At 71.2% G+C, this 15,449-nt stretch carries 12 protein-coding genes; 10 read left to right on the forward strand and 2 right to left on the reverse strand.

The genetic code is table 11. The features are described 5' to 3' along the window. Positions 1 to 72: 72 nt before the first annotated feature. Positions 73 to 735, reverse strand: a complete 663-nt coding sequence (locus ACFV2J_RS22130) for a bifunctional DNA primase/polymerase (RefSeq protein ID WP_385083699.1) — start codon at positions 733 to 735, stop codon at positions 73 to 75. A gap of 477 nt (positions 736 to 1,212) precedes the next feature. Between ACFV2J_RS22130 and ACFV2J_RS22135 the strand changes: the two genes are divergently transcribed. From ACFV2J_RS22135 to ftsH, 6 genes are all read left to right on the forward strand, one after another. Then, entirely contained in the window at positions 1,213 to 2,688 is a 1,476-nt protein-coding gene (locus ACFV2J_RS22135) for a hypothetical protein (protein WP_385440148.1), read from the forward strand. Between the two features lie 337 nt (positions 2,689 to 3,025). Further along, on the forward strand, positions 3,026 to 4,363 hold the full coding sequence (locus ACFV2J_RS22140; protein ID WP_385083701.1) for an ammonium transporter: 1,338 nt from the start codon (positions 3,026 to 3,028) through the stop codon (positions 4,361 to 4,363). Then, entirely contained in the window at positions 4,360 to 4,698 is a 339-nt protein-coding gene (locus ACFV2J_RS22145) for a P-II family nitrogen regulator (protein WP_054235369.1), read from the forward strand. Before ACFV2J_RS22140 ends, ACFV2J_RS22145 begins: the two co-directional genes overlap by 4 nt. Before the next feature lie 27 nt (positions 4,699 to 4,725). Continuing rightward, a complete protein-coding gene (locus ACFV2J_RS22150) occupies positions 4,726 to 7,284 on the forward strand; it encodes a [protein-PII] uridylyltransferase (RefSeq protein WP_385440151.1) in 2,559 nt (852 codons plus the stop codon). A gap of 117 nt (positions 7,285 to 7,401) precedes the next feature. Then, positions 7,402 to 8,955 (forward strand): signal recognition particle protein, encoded by a 1,554-nt coding sequence (gene ffh, locus ACFV2J_RS22155; RefSeq protein ID WP_385092986.1) that lies wholly within the window; start codon positions 7,402 to 7,404, stop codon positions 8,953 to 8,955. Between the two features lie 152 nt (positions 8,956 to 9,107). Beyond that, complete coding sequence (gene ftsH, locus ACFV2J_RS22160; protein WP_385092989.1) at positions 9,108 to 11,045, forward strand: ATP-dependent zinc metalloprotease FtsH; 1,938 nt, start codon at positions 9,108 to 9,110, stop codon at positions 11,043 to 11,045. A gap of 36 nt (positions 11,046 to 11,081) precedes the next feature. On the opposite strand, the gene ACFV2J_RS22165 is transcribed toward ftsH, so the two are convergent. After that, the gene (locus ACFV2J_RS22165; protein WP_385092992.1) at positions 11,082 to 11,939 is read right to left on the reverse strand and encodes an SAM-dependent methyltransferase; all 858 of its coding nucleotides are present in this window, start codon (positions 11,937 to 11,939) and stop codon (positions 11,082 to 11,084) included. Between the two features lie 199 nt (positions 11,940 to 12,138). On the opposite strand from ACFV2J_RS22165, the gene proS reads away from it, so the two are divergent. The 4 genes from proS to ACFV2J_RS22185 all read left to right on the forward strand — a co-directional run bounded on the left by proS (position 12,139) and on the right by ACFV2J_RS22185 (position 15,387). Beyond that, positions 12,139 to 13,554: a proline--tRNA ligase gene (proS, locus tag ACFV2J_RS22170; RefSeq protein WP_385092995.1), complete on the forward strand. Its 1,416-nt coding sequence runs from the start codon at positions 12,139 to 12,141 to the stop codon at positions 13,552 to 13,554. 251 nt (positions 13,555 to 13,805) lie between these two features. Then, positions 13,806 to 14,402, forward strand: coding sequence for a hypothetical protein (locus ACFV2J_RS22175; RefSeq protein WP_153288376.1), 597 nt, complete (start codon positions 13,806 to 13,808; stop codon positions 14,400 to 14,402). Positions 14,403 to 14,716: 314 nt separating this feature from the next. After that, positions 14,717 to 15,145 carry a 30S ribosomal protein S16 gene (rpsP, locus tag ACFV2J_RS22180; protein WP_385092998.1) on the forward strand — a complete coding sequence of 143 codons (429 nt, stop codon included), beginning with the start codon at positions 14,717 to 14,719 and terminating at the stop codon, positions 15,143 to 15,145. A gap of 2 nt (positions 15,146 to 15,147) precedes the next feature. Next, entirely contained in the window at positions 15,148 to 15,387 is a 240-nt protein-coding gene (locus ACFV2J_RS22185; protein WP_005479813.1) for an RNA-binding protein, read from the forward strand. Positions 15,388 to 15,449 lie beyond the last annotated feature (62 nt).

Genomic DNA, 15,449 nt, shown 5'->3' on the forward strand with positions numbered 1-15,449 from the left:
ACGGAAAAGCGCCCGTTCCCCCGCCGTGAGACGGGAACGGGCGCTTCGTCGTACCGGCCGCGCGGGCCGTCGTCACGCCCGCGAGCGGTGCGCCACGTAGGCCAGCGTCCCCAGCAGCAGCCGCGCCTGCGGCGGCCGGGTCGCCGAGTCCAGGGCGGGGGAGCGCAGCCAGCGGACCGGGCCGAGGCCGGCGCGGTCCGAGGGCGGGGCCGTGACGAACGCGCCCGGGCCCAGGCCGTGCAGGTCGAGGGACGCGTCGTCCCAGCCCATCCGGTAGAGCAGCTCGGGAAGCTCGGCCGCCGCGCCGGGGGCGACGAAGAAGTGGGCGCGGCCGTCCGGGGTGGCGGTCACGGGACCGGTGGGCAGGCCCATCCGCTCCAGCCTGACCAGCGCCCGCCGGCCGGCGGGCTCGGCGACCTCGATCACGTCGAAGGCGCGGCCGACCGGCAGCATCATCGCGGCACCCGGGAACTCGGACCAGGCCTCGGACACCTCGTCGAGCGTCGCGCCCGCCGGGATCACCGGAGCGAAGTCCAGCGGATGCGCCCCCGGCGCAGAGCAGCCGGCCCTTCCGCACGAACACGCCCCCGCGGCGGCCCGGGCGCCGGGCACCACGTCCCATCCCCACAGTCCGGTGAACTCGGCCACCGCGGTGCACTCCGACGAGCGGCCGCGGCGGCGGGAGCCGGGCCGGATCTCGCGAATCCCCCGGCTGCTGCCGATCGTGAAGCCCATGCCCCCTCCAACGGGTCAGACGCACCCGCGGTTACGACCCGGATGCGATCCGTTACTCACTGTGCCCGCGCCTGTGCCCGTGCCCATGTCTGTGCCCATGCCCCGGCTGCCCCCGCGGCCCTGACGGCGCGCGGGAGTGCTCCGAGGGGTGCGTTCCGCTGTGTGCGCCCCCGCATGCATCGCTACGCCCACTTCTGGCTGTCCTATGTCAAGTGAATCGCGTACTGGCGATCCGGAGTTCATTCGAAGGGGTGGCGAAAGGTGGCGTTTCACGGATCGCCATGGCTGGACGGGTGATCGTAGGATTACTTTGAGTGCACGAGTCCTGGGGACGAATGCACTCGTGGGTATGCCGGAGGCAACTCGGCTTCCCGTTCGAAGGGTGAGAACCACCGGACGTGCGGCCGTATTTACCGGCATTCTGATAGGGCTTGGCGCACGCAGCGTACAAGTGGTCTCAGGGATGGGGGCGTTCCAGTGGGCGGCAACGGCGGAAGCGGTGTGAACGCTGACAAGCGCCCGAATGAGCTGTTGGGCTCGTGGTTCGTGCGCAGCGGCTGGTCGAAGGGCGAGCTGGCGCGTCAAGTGAACCGCAGGGCCCGTCAACTGGGGGCCAGTCACATCTCCACGGACACCTCGCGGGTGCGCCGCTGGCTGGACGGCGAGAACCCGCGCGAGCCGATCCCGCGGATCCTGTCCGAGCTGTTCTCCGAGCGGTTCGGCTGTGTCGTCGCCGTCGAGGACCTCGGGCTGCGCGCCGCCCACCAGTCACCTTCCGTGTCGGGTGTCGACCTGCCCTGGACCGGCCCGCAGACCGTCGCGCTGATCAGCGAGTACTCACGCAGCGACCTGATGCTCGCGCGCCGCGGCTTCCTCGGCAGCTCGCTGGCCCTCTCCGCCGGACCGTCCCTCATCGAGCCGATGCAGCGCTGGCTGGTGCCCACCCCCACGCCGCCCCCGGAGGAGCCCGAGCACCCGTCCGCCGCCCGCCGCGCCGGCCGGCTCTCCGCACCGGAGCTGGACCTCCTGGAGTCCACCACCGTGATGTTCCGCCAGTGGGACGCCCAGTGCGGCGGCGGTCTGCGGCGCAAGGCCGTCGTCGGCCAGCTGCGCGAGGTGACCGACCTGCTCCAGGAGCCGCAGCCCGCCGCGACCAGCCGCCGTCTGTTCAAGGTCGCCGCCGAGCTGGCCGAGCTGGCGGGCTGGATGAGCTACGACGTGGGTCTCCAGCCCACCGCGCAGAAGTACTTCGTGCTCGCCCTGCACGCCTCCAAGGAGGCCGGCGACAAACCGCTGGGCTCGTACATCCTCTCCAGCATGAGCCGCCAGATGATCCACCTCGGCCGGCCCGACGACGCCCTGGAACTGATCCACCTCGCGCAGTACGGGAGCCGGGACTGCGCGAGCCCGCGCACCCAGTCCATGCTGTATGCGATGGAGGCCCGCGCCTACGCCAACATGGGACAGCCGGGAAAGTGCAAGCGTGCCGTCCGGATGGCCGAGGACAGCTTCGAGGACGTCCACGACTGGGACGACCCCGATCCCGACTGGATCCGCTTCTTCTCGCAGGCCGAGCTGCACGGCGAGAACTCGCACTCCTACCGCGACCTCGCCTACGTCGCGGGCCGCAGCCCCACCTACGCCTCGCTCTCCGAGCCCCTGATGCAGAAGGCCGTCGACCTCTTCGCCAAGGACAGCGAACACCAGCGTTCGTACGCACTCAACCTCATCGGCATGGCCACCGTGCACCTGCTGCGGCGCGAGCCCGAGCAGAGTGCGGTATTGGCCAAGGACGCGATGGCGGTCGCCAGGAAAGTGCGCTCGGAGCGCGTCAACACTCGTATCCGAAAGACGGTCGACACGGCCGTCCGTGACTTCGGTGAACTCGCGGAGGTCGTGGACCTCGCCGAGCAGCTCGCCGTCGATCTGCCGGAGACCGCCGAGGCGGTCTGAGCCCAGGCCGCGCAAGCGGCCCGATCCCAGTACCCCGGCCACGGCCGGCCGTCCCGAACTGCCCGACTCGGCTCCCCCATGCCAGGTCATCGGACGACCGACCGTGGCCGGTTTCTTCGTATCCGGGGAAGGTTGCGCAACAATAACGATCGCTCCGCCCGGTATCGGGCAGTTCATGCACGCGTAACACACGAGACGCCTTCGTCACTGCGGCGAAACATCGAGGGGCGTCGACGGAAACCGCGCTGCGTCAATCTCATGGCGCATAACCGGCCCACCCCTCATGACCGCTCAGGCTTCGCCCGCACGGGGCCGTACCAACGACGAGGAGACGCCGATGGCACCAGCCATCACGCTAGCCGCAGAAGCTCCCAAGCTCTCGGCCGCCAACACCGGGTTCATGCTCATCTGTTCCGCCCTGGTGCTGATCATGACCCCCGGCCTGGCCTTCTTCTACGGAGGCATGGTCCGGGTCAAGAGCACCCTGAACATGCTGATGATGAGCTTCATCAGCATGGGGATCATCACGATCCTGTGGGTCCTGTACGGCTTCTCCCTCGCCTTCGGCACGGACAAGGGCTCCTTCATCGGCTGGACCTCGGACTGGGTCGGCCTCAGCAACGTCGGCCTGACGGAACTGTGGCCCGGATACACCATTCCGATCTTCGTCTTCATGGTCTTCCAGCTGATGTTCGCCATCATCACGCCCGCGCTGATAAGCGGTGCGCTGGCGGACCGGGTGAAGTTCACGGCGTGGTCGCTGTTCATCACGCTGTGGGCCACGGTCGTCTACTTCCCGGTCGCCCACTGGGTCTGGGGCACCGGCGGCTGGGCGTTCGACCTCGGCGTGATCGACTTCGCGGGCGGTACGGCGGTCCACATCAACGCGGGTGCCGCGGCGCTCGGCGTGATCCTCGTCATCGGCAAGCGCGTCGGCTTCAAGAAGGACCCGATGCGCCCGCACAGCCTCCCGCTGGTGATGCTCGGCTCCGGTCTGCTGTGGTTCGGCTGGTTCGGGTTCAACGCCGGCTCGTGGCTCGGCAACGACGACGGCGTCGGCGCGCTGATGTTCGTCAACACGCAGGTCGCCACCGCCGCCGCCATGCTGGCCTGGCTCATCTACGAGAAGATCCGCCACGGCGCGTTCACCACGCTGGGCGCCGCCTCCGGCGCGGTCGCCGGTCTGGTCGCCATCACCCCGTCCGGCGGCGCGGTCTCCCCGCTCGGCGCGATCGCCGTCGGCGCCATCGCCGGTGTGGTCTGCGCCATGGCCGTCGGCCTGAAGTACAAGTTCGGCTACGACGACTCCCTCGACGTGGTCGGCGTGCACCTCGTCGGCGGTGTCATCGGCTCCCTTCTGATCGGCTTCTTCGCCAGCGGCAAGGGCCAGTCCACCGTCGAGGGCCTCTTCTACGGCGGCGGCCTCACCCAGTTCTGGAAGCAGTGCGCCGGCGTCTTCGCCGTCCTCGGCTACTCCCTCGTCGTCTCCGCGATCCTCGCCTTCCTCATCGACAGGACGATGGGCATGCGGGTGAGCGAGGACGAGGAGATCGCGGGCATCGACCAGGCCGAGCACGCCGAGACCGCATACGACTTCAGCGGAGCGGGCGGCGGCATCGTCGGCGGCTCGGTCTCCGCCCTCGCGGGTACGCAGAGCAAGAAGGTGGACGCATGAAGCTCATCACCGCCGTCGTGAAGCCCCACCGGCTCGACGAGATCAAGGAGGCCCTGCAGGCCTTCGGGGTGCACGGCCTGACGGTCACCGAGGCCAGCGGCTACGGCCGCCAGCGCGGACACACCGAGGTCTACCGTGGTGCCGAGTACACCGTCGACCTGGTCCCCAAGATCCGCATAGAGGTGCTGGCCGAGGACGACGACGCCGAGCAGCTCATCGACGTCGTGGTGAAGGCGGCCCGCACGGGCAAGATCGGTGACGGCAAGGTGTGGTCCATCCCGGTCGAGACGGCCGTCCGGGTCCGGACCGGCGAGCGCGGCCCGGACGCGCTCTAAGCGGAAGAACAGAACAGGAGTCGCTGGGTGACGAGTACGGACATGCGTACGGATGCAGAGGACTCGGGACCCAGCGGCTACGCGGCGGCCCGGCTGCGCCTCCTCCAGGAGGGGGCGCGGTCCGGGCCGCCGCGCCGTGCCGCCCTCGCCGAACTGACGGACGAATGGCTGACCGGCCTCTTCGGAGCGGGCACCCAGGGCGGCAGGAACGGCAAGGACGGCGGCGACGGCGGCACCGGCGCGGACGACGGGGACGGCCGGGACACGGCGCGGCCCTCCCAGAAGAGCGGTGGCGGACGACGGGAGGGCCTGCGCGGGGTCTCGCTCGTCGCCGTCGGCGGCTACGGACGCGGTGAACTCTCCCCGCGCAGCGACCTCGATCTGCTGCTCCTGCACGACGGCAGCGACTCCGGCACGGTCGCCGCTCTCGCCGACCGCATCTGGTACCCCGTCTGGGACCTCGGCCTCGCGCTCGACCACTCGGTCCGCACACCCGGCGAAGCCCGCAAGACCGCCGGCGACGACCTCAAGGTGCAACTGGGACTGCTCGACGCGCGCCACATCGCCGGCGACCTCGGCCTCACCGCCTCCCTGCGTACAGCCGTCCTCGCCGACTGGCGCAACCAGGCACCCAAACGCCTCCCCGAGCTCCAGGAACTCTGCGCCGAACGGGCCGAGCGCCAGGGCGAGCTGCAGTACCTGCTGGAACCGGACCTCAAGGAGGCCCGCGGCGGACTCCGCGACGCCACCGCCCTGCGCGCCGTCGCCGCCTCCTGGCTGGCCGACGCGCCCCGCGAGGGCCTCGCCGACGCCCGGCGGCGCCTGCTCGACGTACGCGACGCGCTGCACCTGACCACCGGACGCGCCACCGACCGGCTCGCGCTCCAGGAACAGGACCAGGTCGCCGCGGAACTGGGACTGCTGGACGCCGACACCCTGCTGCGCCAGGTCTACGAGGCCGCGCGGGTCGTCTCGTACGCCAGCGACGTCACCTGGCGCGAGGTCGGGCGCGTCCTCAAGTCGCGCGCCGTACGGCCCCGGCTGCGCGCCATGCTCGGCGGCGGCCCCAAGCCCGCCGCCGAACGCTCACCCCTCGCCGAGGGGGTCGTCGAGATGGACGGCGAGGTGGTGCTCGCCCGCGCCGCGCGACCCGAGCGCGACCCCGTGCTCCCGCTCCGCGCCGCGGCCGCCGCCGCGCAGTCGGGACTCCCGCTGTCCCTGCACGCCGTGCGGCGCATGGCCGCCGTAGCCCGCCCGCTGCCCACGCCCTGGCCCGCCGAGGCGCGGGAACAGCTCGTCACCCTGCTCGGTTCCGGGCGCCCCACCGTCGAGGTCTGGGAGGCGCTGGAGGCCGAGGGACTGATCACCCAGCTGCTGCCCGACTGGGAACGGGTGCGCTGCCGGCCGCAGCGCAACGCTGTGCACATCTGGACCGTCGACCGCCACCTCATCGAGACGGCCGTCCGCGCCTCCGAGCTGACCCGCCGGGTGGGCCGCCCCGACCTCCTCCTCGTCGCCTCCCTGCTGCACGACATCGGCAAGGGCTGGCCCGGCGACCACTCCGTCGCGGGCGAGATCATCGCCCGCGACGTGGCCACCCGGATCGGCTTCGACCGCGCGGACGTGGCCGTGCTCGCCACCCTCGTACGCCACCACCTGCTGCTCATCGACACGGCGACCCGCCGCGACCTGGAGGACCCGGCGACCGTCCGCTCGGTCGCCGACGCCGTCGGCTCGCAGGGCACCCTCGAACTGCTGCACGCGCTCACCGAGGCGGACGCGCTGGCCACCGGCCCCGCCGCCTGGTCCTCCTGGCGCGGCTCCCTCGTCACCGACCTGGTCAAGCGGGTCGCCGCCGTGCTCGCCGGAGACGCCCCCGAGGAGCCCGAGGCGGCGGCCCCCACGGCCGAGCAGGAACGCCTGGCCATCGAGGCCTTCCGCACCGGCGGCCCGGTCCTGGCCCTGCGCGCGCAGACCGAACCGCCCACCGAGGAGGAGCCCTCCGGAGATCCGGAACCCCTCGGCGTGGAGCTGCTGATCGCCGTCCCCGACCAGCCCGGGGTGCTGCCCGCGGTGGCGGGCGTCCTCGCGATGCACCGCCTGACCGTCCGCACGGCCGAACTGCGCGCGTTCGACCTGCCCGACGGCGTGCGGGGCTCGGTGCTGCTGCTCAACTGGCGGGTCGCCGCCGAGTACGGCTCCCTCCCGCAGGCCGCCCGGCTGCGCGCCGACCTCGTCCGCGCCCTGGACGGTTCCCTGGACATCGCCGCCCGGCTCGCCGAACGCGACGCCGCCTATCCGCGGCGCCGCGGGACCATCGCGCCACCGCCCCGGGTCACGGTCGCCCCGGCGGCCTCCCGGCACGCCACGGTCATCGAGGTCCGCGCGCACGACGCCCCCGGCCTGCTCCACCGCATCGGCCGCGCCCTGGAGGACGCGAGCGTACGGGTGCGCAGCATGCACGTCTCCACACTCGGCGCCAACGCCGTGGACGCCTTCTACGTGACCGGACCCGAGGGCGCGCCACTGCCGGGGGCGGAGGCGGCCACCGTGGCCCGTGGGCTGGAGGAGATGCTGCGGGGATGACCGGCGCCGGGGCCGCCACCGGTCTCGTACGAACGCGGTGGAGACCCCACCGCACCGGGCCGGATACCCTGGAGGGCGATTCCCATCGCCCCCGACCCCTGAGGACAGACGAGCGCCGTGTTCGATACTCTCTCCGATCGCCTCTCAGCGACGTTCAAGAACCTGCGGGGCAAGGGCCGGCTGTCCGAAGCTGACATCGACGCCACCGCACGCGAGATCCGTATCGCGCTCCTCGAGGCCGATGTGGCCCTGCCGGTCGTGCGGACCTTCATCAAGAACGTCAAGGAACGTGCCCTCGGCGCCGAGGTCTCCAAGGCGCTGAACCCGGCCCAGCAGGTCCTGAAGATCGTGAACGAGGAACTCGTCACGATCCTCGGCGGCGAGACCCGCCGTCTGCGGTTCGCCAAGAACCCGCCCACCGTGCTCATGCTCGCCGGTCTGCAGGGTGCCGGTAAGACCACGCTCGCCGGAAAGCTCGGCAAGTGGCTCAAGGACCAGGGCCACTCGCCGCTCCTGGTGGCCGCCGACCTCCAGCGCCCCAACGCCGTGAACCAGCTCAGCGTCGTCGCCGAGCGCGCCGGTGTGGCCGTCTACGCGCCCGAGCCGGGCAACGGCGTCGGCGACCCGGTCAAGGTCGCCAAGGACTCCATGGAGTTCGCGCGGACCAAGGTCCACGACATCGTGATCGTGGACACCGCCGGCCGCCTCGGCATCGACCAGGAGCTGATGCAGCAGGCCGCGGACATCCGTGACGCGGTCAGCCCGGACGAGATCCTCTTCGTCGTCGACGCGATGATCGGCCAGGACGCGGTCAACACCGCCGAGGCCTTCCGCGACGGCGTCGGCTTCGACGGCGTGGTGCTCTCCAAGCTCGACGGTGACGCCCGCGGTGGTGCCGCGCTCTCCATCGCCTCGGTCACCGGCAAGCCGATCATGTTCGCGTCGAACGGCGAGAAGCTCGACGACTTCGACGCCTTCCACCCGGACCGGATGGCCTCCCGCATCCTCGACATGGGTGACCTGCTCACCCTGATCGAGCAGGCGGAGAAGACGTTCAGCCAAGAAGAGGCCGAGAAGATGGCCTCCAAGCTGGCGTCCAAGAAGGGCCAGGACTTCACCCTGGACGACTTCCTGTCCCAGATGGAACAGGTCAGGAAGATGGGCAGCATCAGCAAGCTGCTCGGCATGCTCCCGGGCATGGGCCAGATCAAGGACCAGATCAACAACCTCGACGAGCGCGACGTCGACCGCACGGCCGCCATCATCAAGTCGATGACCCCGGCCGAGCGCCAGGAGCCGACGATCATCAACGGCTCGCGCCGCGCCCGTATCGCCAAGGGTTCCGGCGTCGAGGTCAGCGCGGTCAAGGGCTTGGTCGAACGCTTCTTCGAGGCCCGCAAGATGATGTCCCGCATGGCCCAGGGCGGCGGGATGCCCGGGATGCCGGGCATCCCGGGCATGGGCGGCGGCCCCGGCCGAGCCAAGAAGAAGGTCAAGCAGGCCAAGGGCAAGCAGCGCTCCGGCAACCCGATGAAGCGCAAGCAGCAGGAGGAAGAGGCCGCCGCGCGCCGCGAGGCCGGTGCCCAGCCGGGCGGCGCCTTCGGACTGCCGGCCGGACAGCAGGGCGAGGACTTCGAGCTGCCGGACGAGTTCAAGAAGTTCATGGGCTGATCGCACCGACGCATGGACCGACGGTTCGTCCCGTGCGCCGCCCGTCGTCCCGTACGTCACCGGGGGCGCCCCTCGCCGGAGGGGCGCCCCCGGTGCTTTTCCGGCGGCTTCCTGCGCGTGCTGGCGCGCATTACGTGGCGTAACGTCCTGATATGAGCAACCCTGTGCCGCCACGCAAGGACCCTGATCAGCCGTGGCGTACCGAGGGCACGCCACCCGAACCGAACCCGCCGCCCTCCGGACGACGGAAGATGCCGGGTGGCTGGATAGGCCTGGCGGTCGCCGCTCTGATCGTGTTCGTGATCGCCGTCCTGGCGCTGTCCTTCTTCAACGAGGGCAACGAGCCGACGATCTCCTACACGGAGTTCAGCAAGCAGATCGACGGGGGGAACGTCACCAAGATCTACTCCAAGGGCGACGCGATCCAGGGCGAGCTCAGGACCGCCCAAAACAAGCCGGACGGCGGCGGGAAGTACACCAAGTTCAAGACGCAGCGCCCGTCCTTCGCGGACGACAAACTCTGGCAGAACCTGGAGAAGCGCGGCGTCACGGTGACCGCCTCGCCGGTGGTCCAGCAGCGCAGCCTGCTCTCCAACCTGCTGCTCTCCCTCGCCCCGATCCTGGTCCTGGTCGCGCTGTGGTTCTTCGTCGCGCGGCGGCTGCGGCCGGGGATGGGCGGCCCGGGCGGCATGCTCGGCCGCAAGGCACCCCCGAAACCCGTCGAACTTCAGCCCGGCGCCCAGCGCACGACCTTCGCGGACGTGGCGGGCATCGACGAGGTCGCGGGCGAGCTCAACGACGTCGTGGACTTCCTCAAGAATCCGGGCGCCTACCGCAGGATGGGCGCCAAGATGCCGCGCGGCGTACTCCTCGCGGGCCCTCCCGGCACCGGAAAGACCCTGCTGGCGCGAGCGGTGGCGGGCGAGGCGGGAGTGCCCTTCTTCTCGGCCTCGGCGTCGGAGTTCATCGAGATGATCGTCGGCGTGGGTGCCTCGCGCGTCCGTGAGCTCTTCGCCGAGGCCCGCAAGGTCGCCCCCTCCATCATCTTCATCGACGAGATCGACACCATCGGACGCGCCCGCGCCGGCGGCTCGGCGATGGGCGGCCACGACGAGCGCGAGCAGACCCTGAACCAGATCCTCACCGAGATGGACGGCTTCTCGGGCGCCGAGGGCGTCATCGTCATCGCCGCGACCAACCGCGCCGACATCCTGGACCCGGCACTGACCCGGCCCGGCCGCTTCGACCGCGTCGTCAACGTCTCACCGCCCGACCGCTGCGGCCGCGAGGCGATCCTGGAGATCCACACCCGCGAGATCCCGCTCTCCCCGGACGTGGACCTGGCCCAGGTGGCCCGGACGACCCCGGGCATGACGGGTGCCGATCTGGCCAACCTCGCCAACGAGGCGGCGCTGCTCGCGGTCAAGCGCAAGCAGGAGCAGGTGACGCGCTCGGACCTCTCCGAGGCGCTGGAGAAGGTGCAGCTGGGTGCCGAACGCCCCCTGGTCATGCCCTACGAGGAGCGCCGCCGCACGGCGTACCACGAGAGCGGCCACGCCCTGCTCGGCATGCTGCGGCCGGGCGCCGACCCGGTCCGCAAGATCACCATCGTCCCGCGCGGGCGCGCGCTCGGCGTCACGCTCTCGACCCCGGACGCCGACCGCTACGCGTACACCGAGGAGTACCTGCGCGGCCGGATCATCGGCGCCCTCGGCGGCATGGCCGCCGAACACGTCGTCTACGCGGTCGTCACCACCGGCTCCGAGAACGACCTCGAACAGGTCACCAACATCGTCCGCGGCATGGTCGCCCGCTGGGGCATGACCGAACGCGTCGGCCGGCTCTCCGCCCTCCCGGGCGACGCCCAGCAGGCCTACGGCCTCGCCGCCGCCCCGGCGACCCTCGACTCCATCGACCACGAGATGCGCCGCATCGTCGACGAGTGCTACGAGGAGGCCTGCCAGAACCTCCGCGACCACCGCGACCAGCTGGACGCGCTGGCGGAGGCACTGCTCGCCAACGAGACGCTGGAGGAGGCGGACGCGTACCGGATCGCGGGCATCACCCGGACACGGAAGGAGGAGGCCTGAGCCCTCGCCCTCCGCGGCCGCGCCGGACCCTCCGGCCTACCTGGTCCGGGCGATCAGATACCGGAAGACGTTCGGCATCCACACCGTCCCGTCCCGCCGGCGATGGGGGTGGAGCGCCTCCGTGAGTTCCTTGTCGACCTGGACCTCGTCCGTCGCGGCCACCGCCGCGTCCAGCAGCCCGGTCGACATGAGCCCCCGTACCGCGCTCTCCACGTCCGCGTACCCGAAGGGGCACGCCACGCGTCCCGACCCGTCGAGCCCGAGCCCGGCCCGCTGGGCGATCTCCTCCAGGTCGTCCCGCCGGGCGGCCCGCCACCCGCGGCCGCCCCGCGGCGGTTCGGCCAGTCTGCCGACGCCCCGCAGCACGGCGGACGTGGCGCAGCGCTCCGGCGGCCCCCATCCCACGAGCACCACGGCAGCCCCCCGCCCGGCTAGCGGAGCGGCCGACTCCAGCACCTCGGCGAGCCCTTCGGAGTCACCGGTCACAGCTCCGACCGGCTCGAACGCGGTCACCAGGTCGTACGCGGGTCCCCCGGCGCCGGCCAGGTCCGCGGGCGATCCCCACACGATCCGGGCGTCGGCGCGCGCGTGCGTGCCGTGACCCTCGGGAAGCAGCCGTTCCCGTGCGAGCCTCACCCGTTCGAGTGAGGAGTCGTCGACCCCGGTCACCGCGGCGCCCCGGGCGGCCGCCGTCAGCAGGGCCAGCCCGGAACCGCAGCCGAGGCCGAGCAGCCGTGTCCCGCCGCCGACTTCGAGTCGCTCGTAGACGGCCTCGTGGAGCGGTACCAGCATCCGCTCCTGGATCTCGGACCAGTCACGCGCGCGTACCCGCGAGTCCACACGGGAGGCAGGCCCCGTGTGATGCAGGTGTTGCCGCACGAGCGTAGGTGTCATCGAAAGCGCCCCAATCCGCCGAGAGTTGTCGCTGTGCCCCGTTTCCCCGACCCCCGCGCCCTGCGCGCGCACTTCCCCCGTATGTCAGGTAACTCCGCACTCGTCGCGGCGTCCAGGGGTTGCGGCGCGCTGCTTGTGCGCTGTCCGCGCGCCGCACGAGAATTCACGTCCCGGCAACGTGGGCCCGTACGATCGCGCCATGGCAAAGGCACCCGTTCTCACGCCCCAGGCGGACGACTTCCCGCGCTGGTACCAGGACCTGATCAACAAGGCCGAGCTGGCCGACAACGGGCCGGTGCGCGGCACCATGATCATCCGGCCCTACGGGTACGGGCTGTGGGAGCGGATGCAGCAGGAGATGGACGCCCGCATCAAGACGGCGGGTGCCCAGAACGCCTACTTCCCGCTCTTCATCCCGCAGTCGTACCTGACGAAGGAGGCCGAGCACGTCGAGGGCTTCGCCCCCGAGCTCGCGGTCGTCACGCACGGCGGCGGCAAGGAGCTGGAGGAGCCGGTCGTCGTCCGCCCCACCTCCGAGACGATCATCAACGCCTCCTTCTCCAAGTGGGTGCAGAGCTACCGCGACCTGCCCCTGCTGATCAACCAGTGGGCGAACGTGGTCCGTTGGGAGATGCGCCCGCGGGTGTTCCTCCGTACCACCGAGTTCCTCTGGCAGGAGGGCCACACCGCCCACGCCACCTACGAGGACGCCCGGGACTACGCCGCGTACATCCACAAGGAGGTGTACGAGGACTTCATGGTGAACGTCCTCGGCATCGACGTGCTGCTCGGCCGCAAGACCCCCCGCGAGCGGTTCGCCGGCGCCGTCAACACCCTCACGCTCGAAGGCATGATGGGCGACGGCAAGGCCCTCCAGATGGGCACCAGCCACGAACTCGGCCAGAACTTCGCGAAGGCCTTCAACACCCAGTACCTCTCCAAGGACGGCAAGCAGGAACTCGTCTGGCAGACCTCCTGGGGGTCCTCGACCCGCATGGTCGGTGGCCTGATCATGTCGCACGGCGACGACAGCGGGTTGCGGGTGCCACCGCGGCTCGCCCCCGTGCAGGCCGTCGTCCTCGCGATCAAGCACGACGAGGCGGTTCTGGCCAAGGTCCGCGAGATCGGCGACCGGCTCTCGGCGGCGGGCGTACGGGTCCAGGTGGACGACCGTACGGACACCCCCTTCGGGCGGCGCGCGGTCGACTGGGAACTCAAGGGCGTACCGGTGCGTATCGAGGTCGGCCCCCGTGACCTGGAGAACGGCACCGCGATGCTGGCCCGCCGCATCCCCGGGGGCAAGGAGCCGGTCGCCCTCGACGCCCTGCCGGGACTGCTGCCCGCCCTCCTGGAGGAGGACCAGGCGCTGCTCCTGAGGCAGTCGCGTGAGCGCCGCGCGTCCCGTACGTCGGACGTGGCCACGGTCGGGGAGGCCGTCGAGGCCGCCACGGCCGGCGGCTGGGCCCGCGTTCCCTGGGCCGACCTCGGTGAAGAGGGCGAGGCCAGGCTCGCCGAGCACTCCGTGACCGTACGGTGTCTGGTCGCCGAGGACGGGTCGGTGCCCGACAGCGACGACGCACCGGGTAACGTCGCCGTCGTGGCGCGCGCCTACTGAGCCGTCCCCGAGGGCGGCCGAAAGGCCTCTTGCGCATCTGATGACGACAGGTGCCCCGGCGCGCGGACGGCGTCTACGCGCCGGGGCGTACGCGTGACTACGTACCAGCTTGGTGCGAGCTGTGAGGCTTCTCCGCAGATCAGCGCACCCGCCCTCGTCAGGACGCATCAGCGGCAACTGACGGGTACGTGCAAATTATTTGGGATGCCCCGGAATAGGAACACACAGGGCCCCCGGCTCGTTGTCACGACGTGAGCACGACACCACCTGTTCTTGCCGCAGAGCTGGCAGGGGCGTGGGCCGACATTCAGCGGCACCACCCCGAACTGCCGGATCTGGCCGCGCCCGAGTCCCTGATCGGAGAATCGTCGTCCGCCTGCGGGCACGAACTCTCCTTCGAACGCCTGTTGCACGAGGCAGTCCACGGCATCGCCGCCGCCCGCGGAGTCCGCGACACCTCACGCGCCGGCCGCTACCACAACCGCAGATTCCTGGCGATCGCCGAGGAGCTGGGCCTCGACCACCCCGAGGAACCGCATCCCAGCAGCGGTTTCTCGCTCGTCACGCTCAACCCCGAGGCCAAGCGCCGCTACCGCCCGACCATCGAGCGGCTCCAGCGCGCCCTCAAGGCGCACACCGCCGCGACCACCGCCGACACCGCCCGCTCGTTCCGCGGCCCGGCCGCCCGGCACGGCTCCTCCGGAGGAGGCGTCCGCGTCAAGGCGGTCTGCGACTGCGGCCGCAACGTACGGGTCGTCCCGTCCGTGCTGGCACAGGCGCCGATCGTGTGCGGGGGGTGCGGCAAGCCCTTCCGGATTCCGGAGGTGGTCGGGGCGGCGGCGAGCTGAGAGGACGGCTGCTCGTGGCAGCCGTACTCGGCCGCACCACCCGATGAGCGACGGGTCACACCCCGGCGCCCGCGAACCGGCGCCGGGCGCCGGTCAGGCATGTCCTCGCGCGTACGGCCCGGTCAGGCACGGCCTCGCGGGTACGGCCGGTGAGGTGAACCTCCAGGGTGTGGCACAATGTCTAGCTGTACTCGACAGTCGCATAGGACCCCTCTCTCCTCCGGCTGACGCGTCCATCGGGCACTCGGGTACCGCAACCCCACGCGGCCATCTCGCCGTGCCCAACCACGTCAAGACCAGGAGACACCACTTCCGTGGCAGTCAAGATCAAGCTGAAGCGTCTGGGCAAGATCCGTTCGCCTCACTACCGCATCGTCGTCGCCGACTCCCGTACCCGCCGTGACGGCCGGGCCATCGAGGAGATCGGCCTGTACCACCCGGTGCAGAACCCCTCGCGCATCGAGGTCGACTCGGACCGCGCGCAGTACTGGCTGGGTGTCGGCGCGCAGCCGACCGAGCCCGTCCTCGCCATCCTGAAGCTGACCGGTGACTGGCAGAAGTTCAAGGGTCTGCCCGCCCCCGCTCCGCTGCTCGTCGCCGAGCCGAAGGCGTCGCGCCCGCTGTTCGACGCCCTGGGCGCCGACGACGAGGGCAAGGGTGAGGCCATCACCCAGAAGAAGAAGGCTGAGAAGAAGGACGAGGCCCCGGCCGCGTCGTCTTCGTCTGAGTCGACCGAGGCCTGAGCATGCTCGAGGAGGCTCTCGAGCACCTCGTGAAGGGCATCGTCGACAACCCCGACGACGTGCAGGTCGCCTCGCGCGACCTGCGCCGCGGGCGCGTACTCGAGGTCCGGGTCCACCCCGACGACCTCGGCAAGGTGATCGGCCGCAACGGCCGCACCGCGCGCGCCCTGCGCACCGTCGTGGGCGCCATCGGCGGCCGCGGTGTCCGCGTCGACCTCGTCGACGTGGACCACGTCCGCTGACGTAACAGGCAGCACCGGCTCGGGGGGGGGGGGGGGGGGCGCGCCGGCCCCCCCCCCCGGTC

The sequence above is a fragment of the Streptomyces sp. NPDC059668 genome, from assembly GCF_042734135.1.
Taxonomy (GTDB): Bacteria; Actinomycetota; Actinomycetes; order Streptomycetales; family Streptomycetaceae; genus Streptomyces.

Bases quoted from the DNA above. Each gene is read 5' to 3' on its own strand.
- ACFV2J_RS22130 (WP_385083699.1), bottom strand. From the start codon at position 735: ATGGGCTTCACGATCGGCAGCAGCCGGGGGATTCGCGAGATCCGGCCC.
- ACFV2J_RS22140 (WP_385083701.1), top strand. From the start codon at position 3,026: ATGGCACCAGCCATCACGCTAGCCGCAGAAGCTCCCAAGCTCTCGGCC.
- ACFV2J_RS22145 (WP_054235369.1), top strand. From the start codon at position 4,360: ATGAAGCTCATCACCGCCGTCGTGAAGCCCCACCGGCTCGACGAGATC.
- ftsH (WP_385092989.1), top strand. From the start codon at position 9,108: ATGAGCAACCCTGTGCCGCCACGCAAGGACCCTGATCAGCCGTGGCGT.
- ACFV2J_RS22165 (WP_385092992.1), bottom strand. From the start codon at position 11,939: ATGACACCTACGCTCGTGCGGCAACACCTGCATCACACGGGGCCTGCC.
- proS (WP_385092995.1), top strand. From the start codon at position 12,139: ATGGCAAAGGCACCCGTTCTCACGCCCCAGGCGGACGACTTCCCGCGC.
- ACFV2J_RS22185 (WP_005479813.1), top strand. From the start codon at position 15,148: ATGCTCGAGGAGGCTCTCGAGCACCTCGTGAAGGGCATCGTCGACAAC.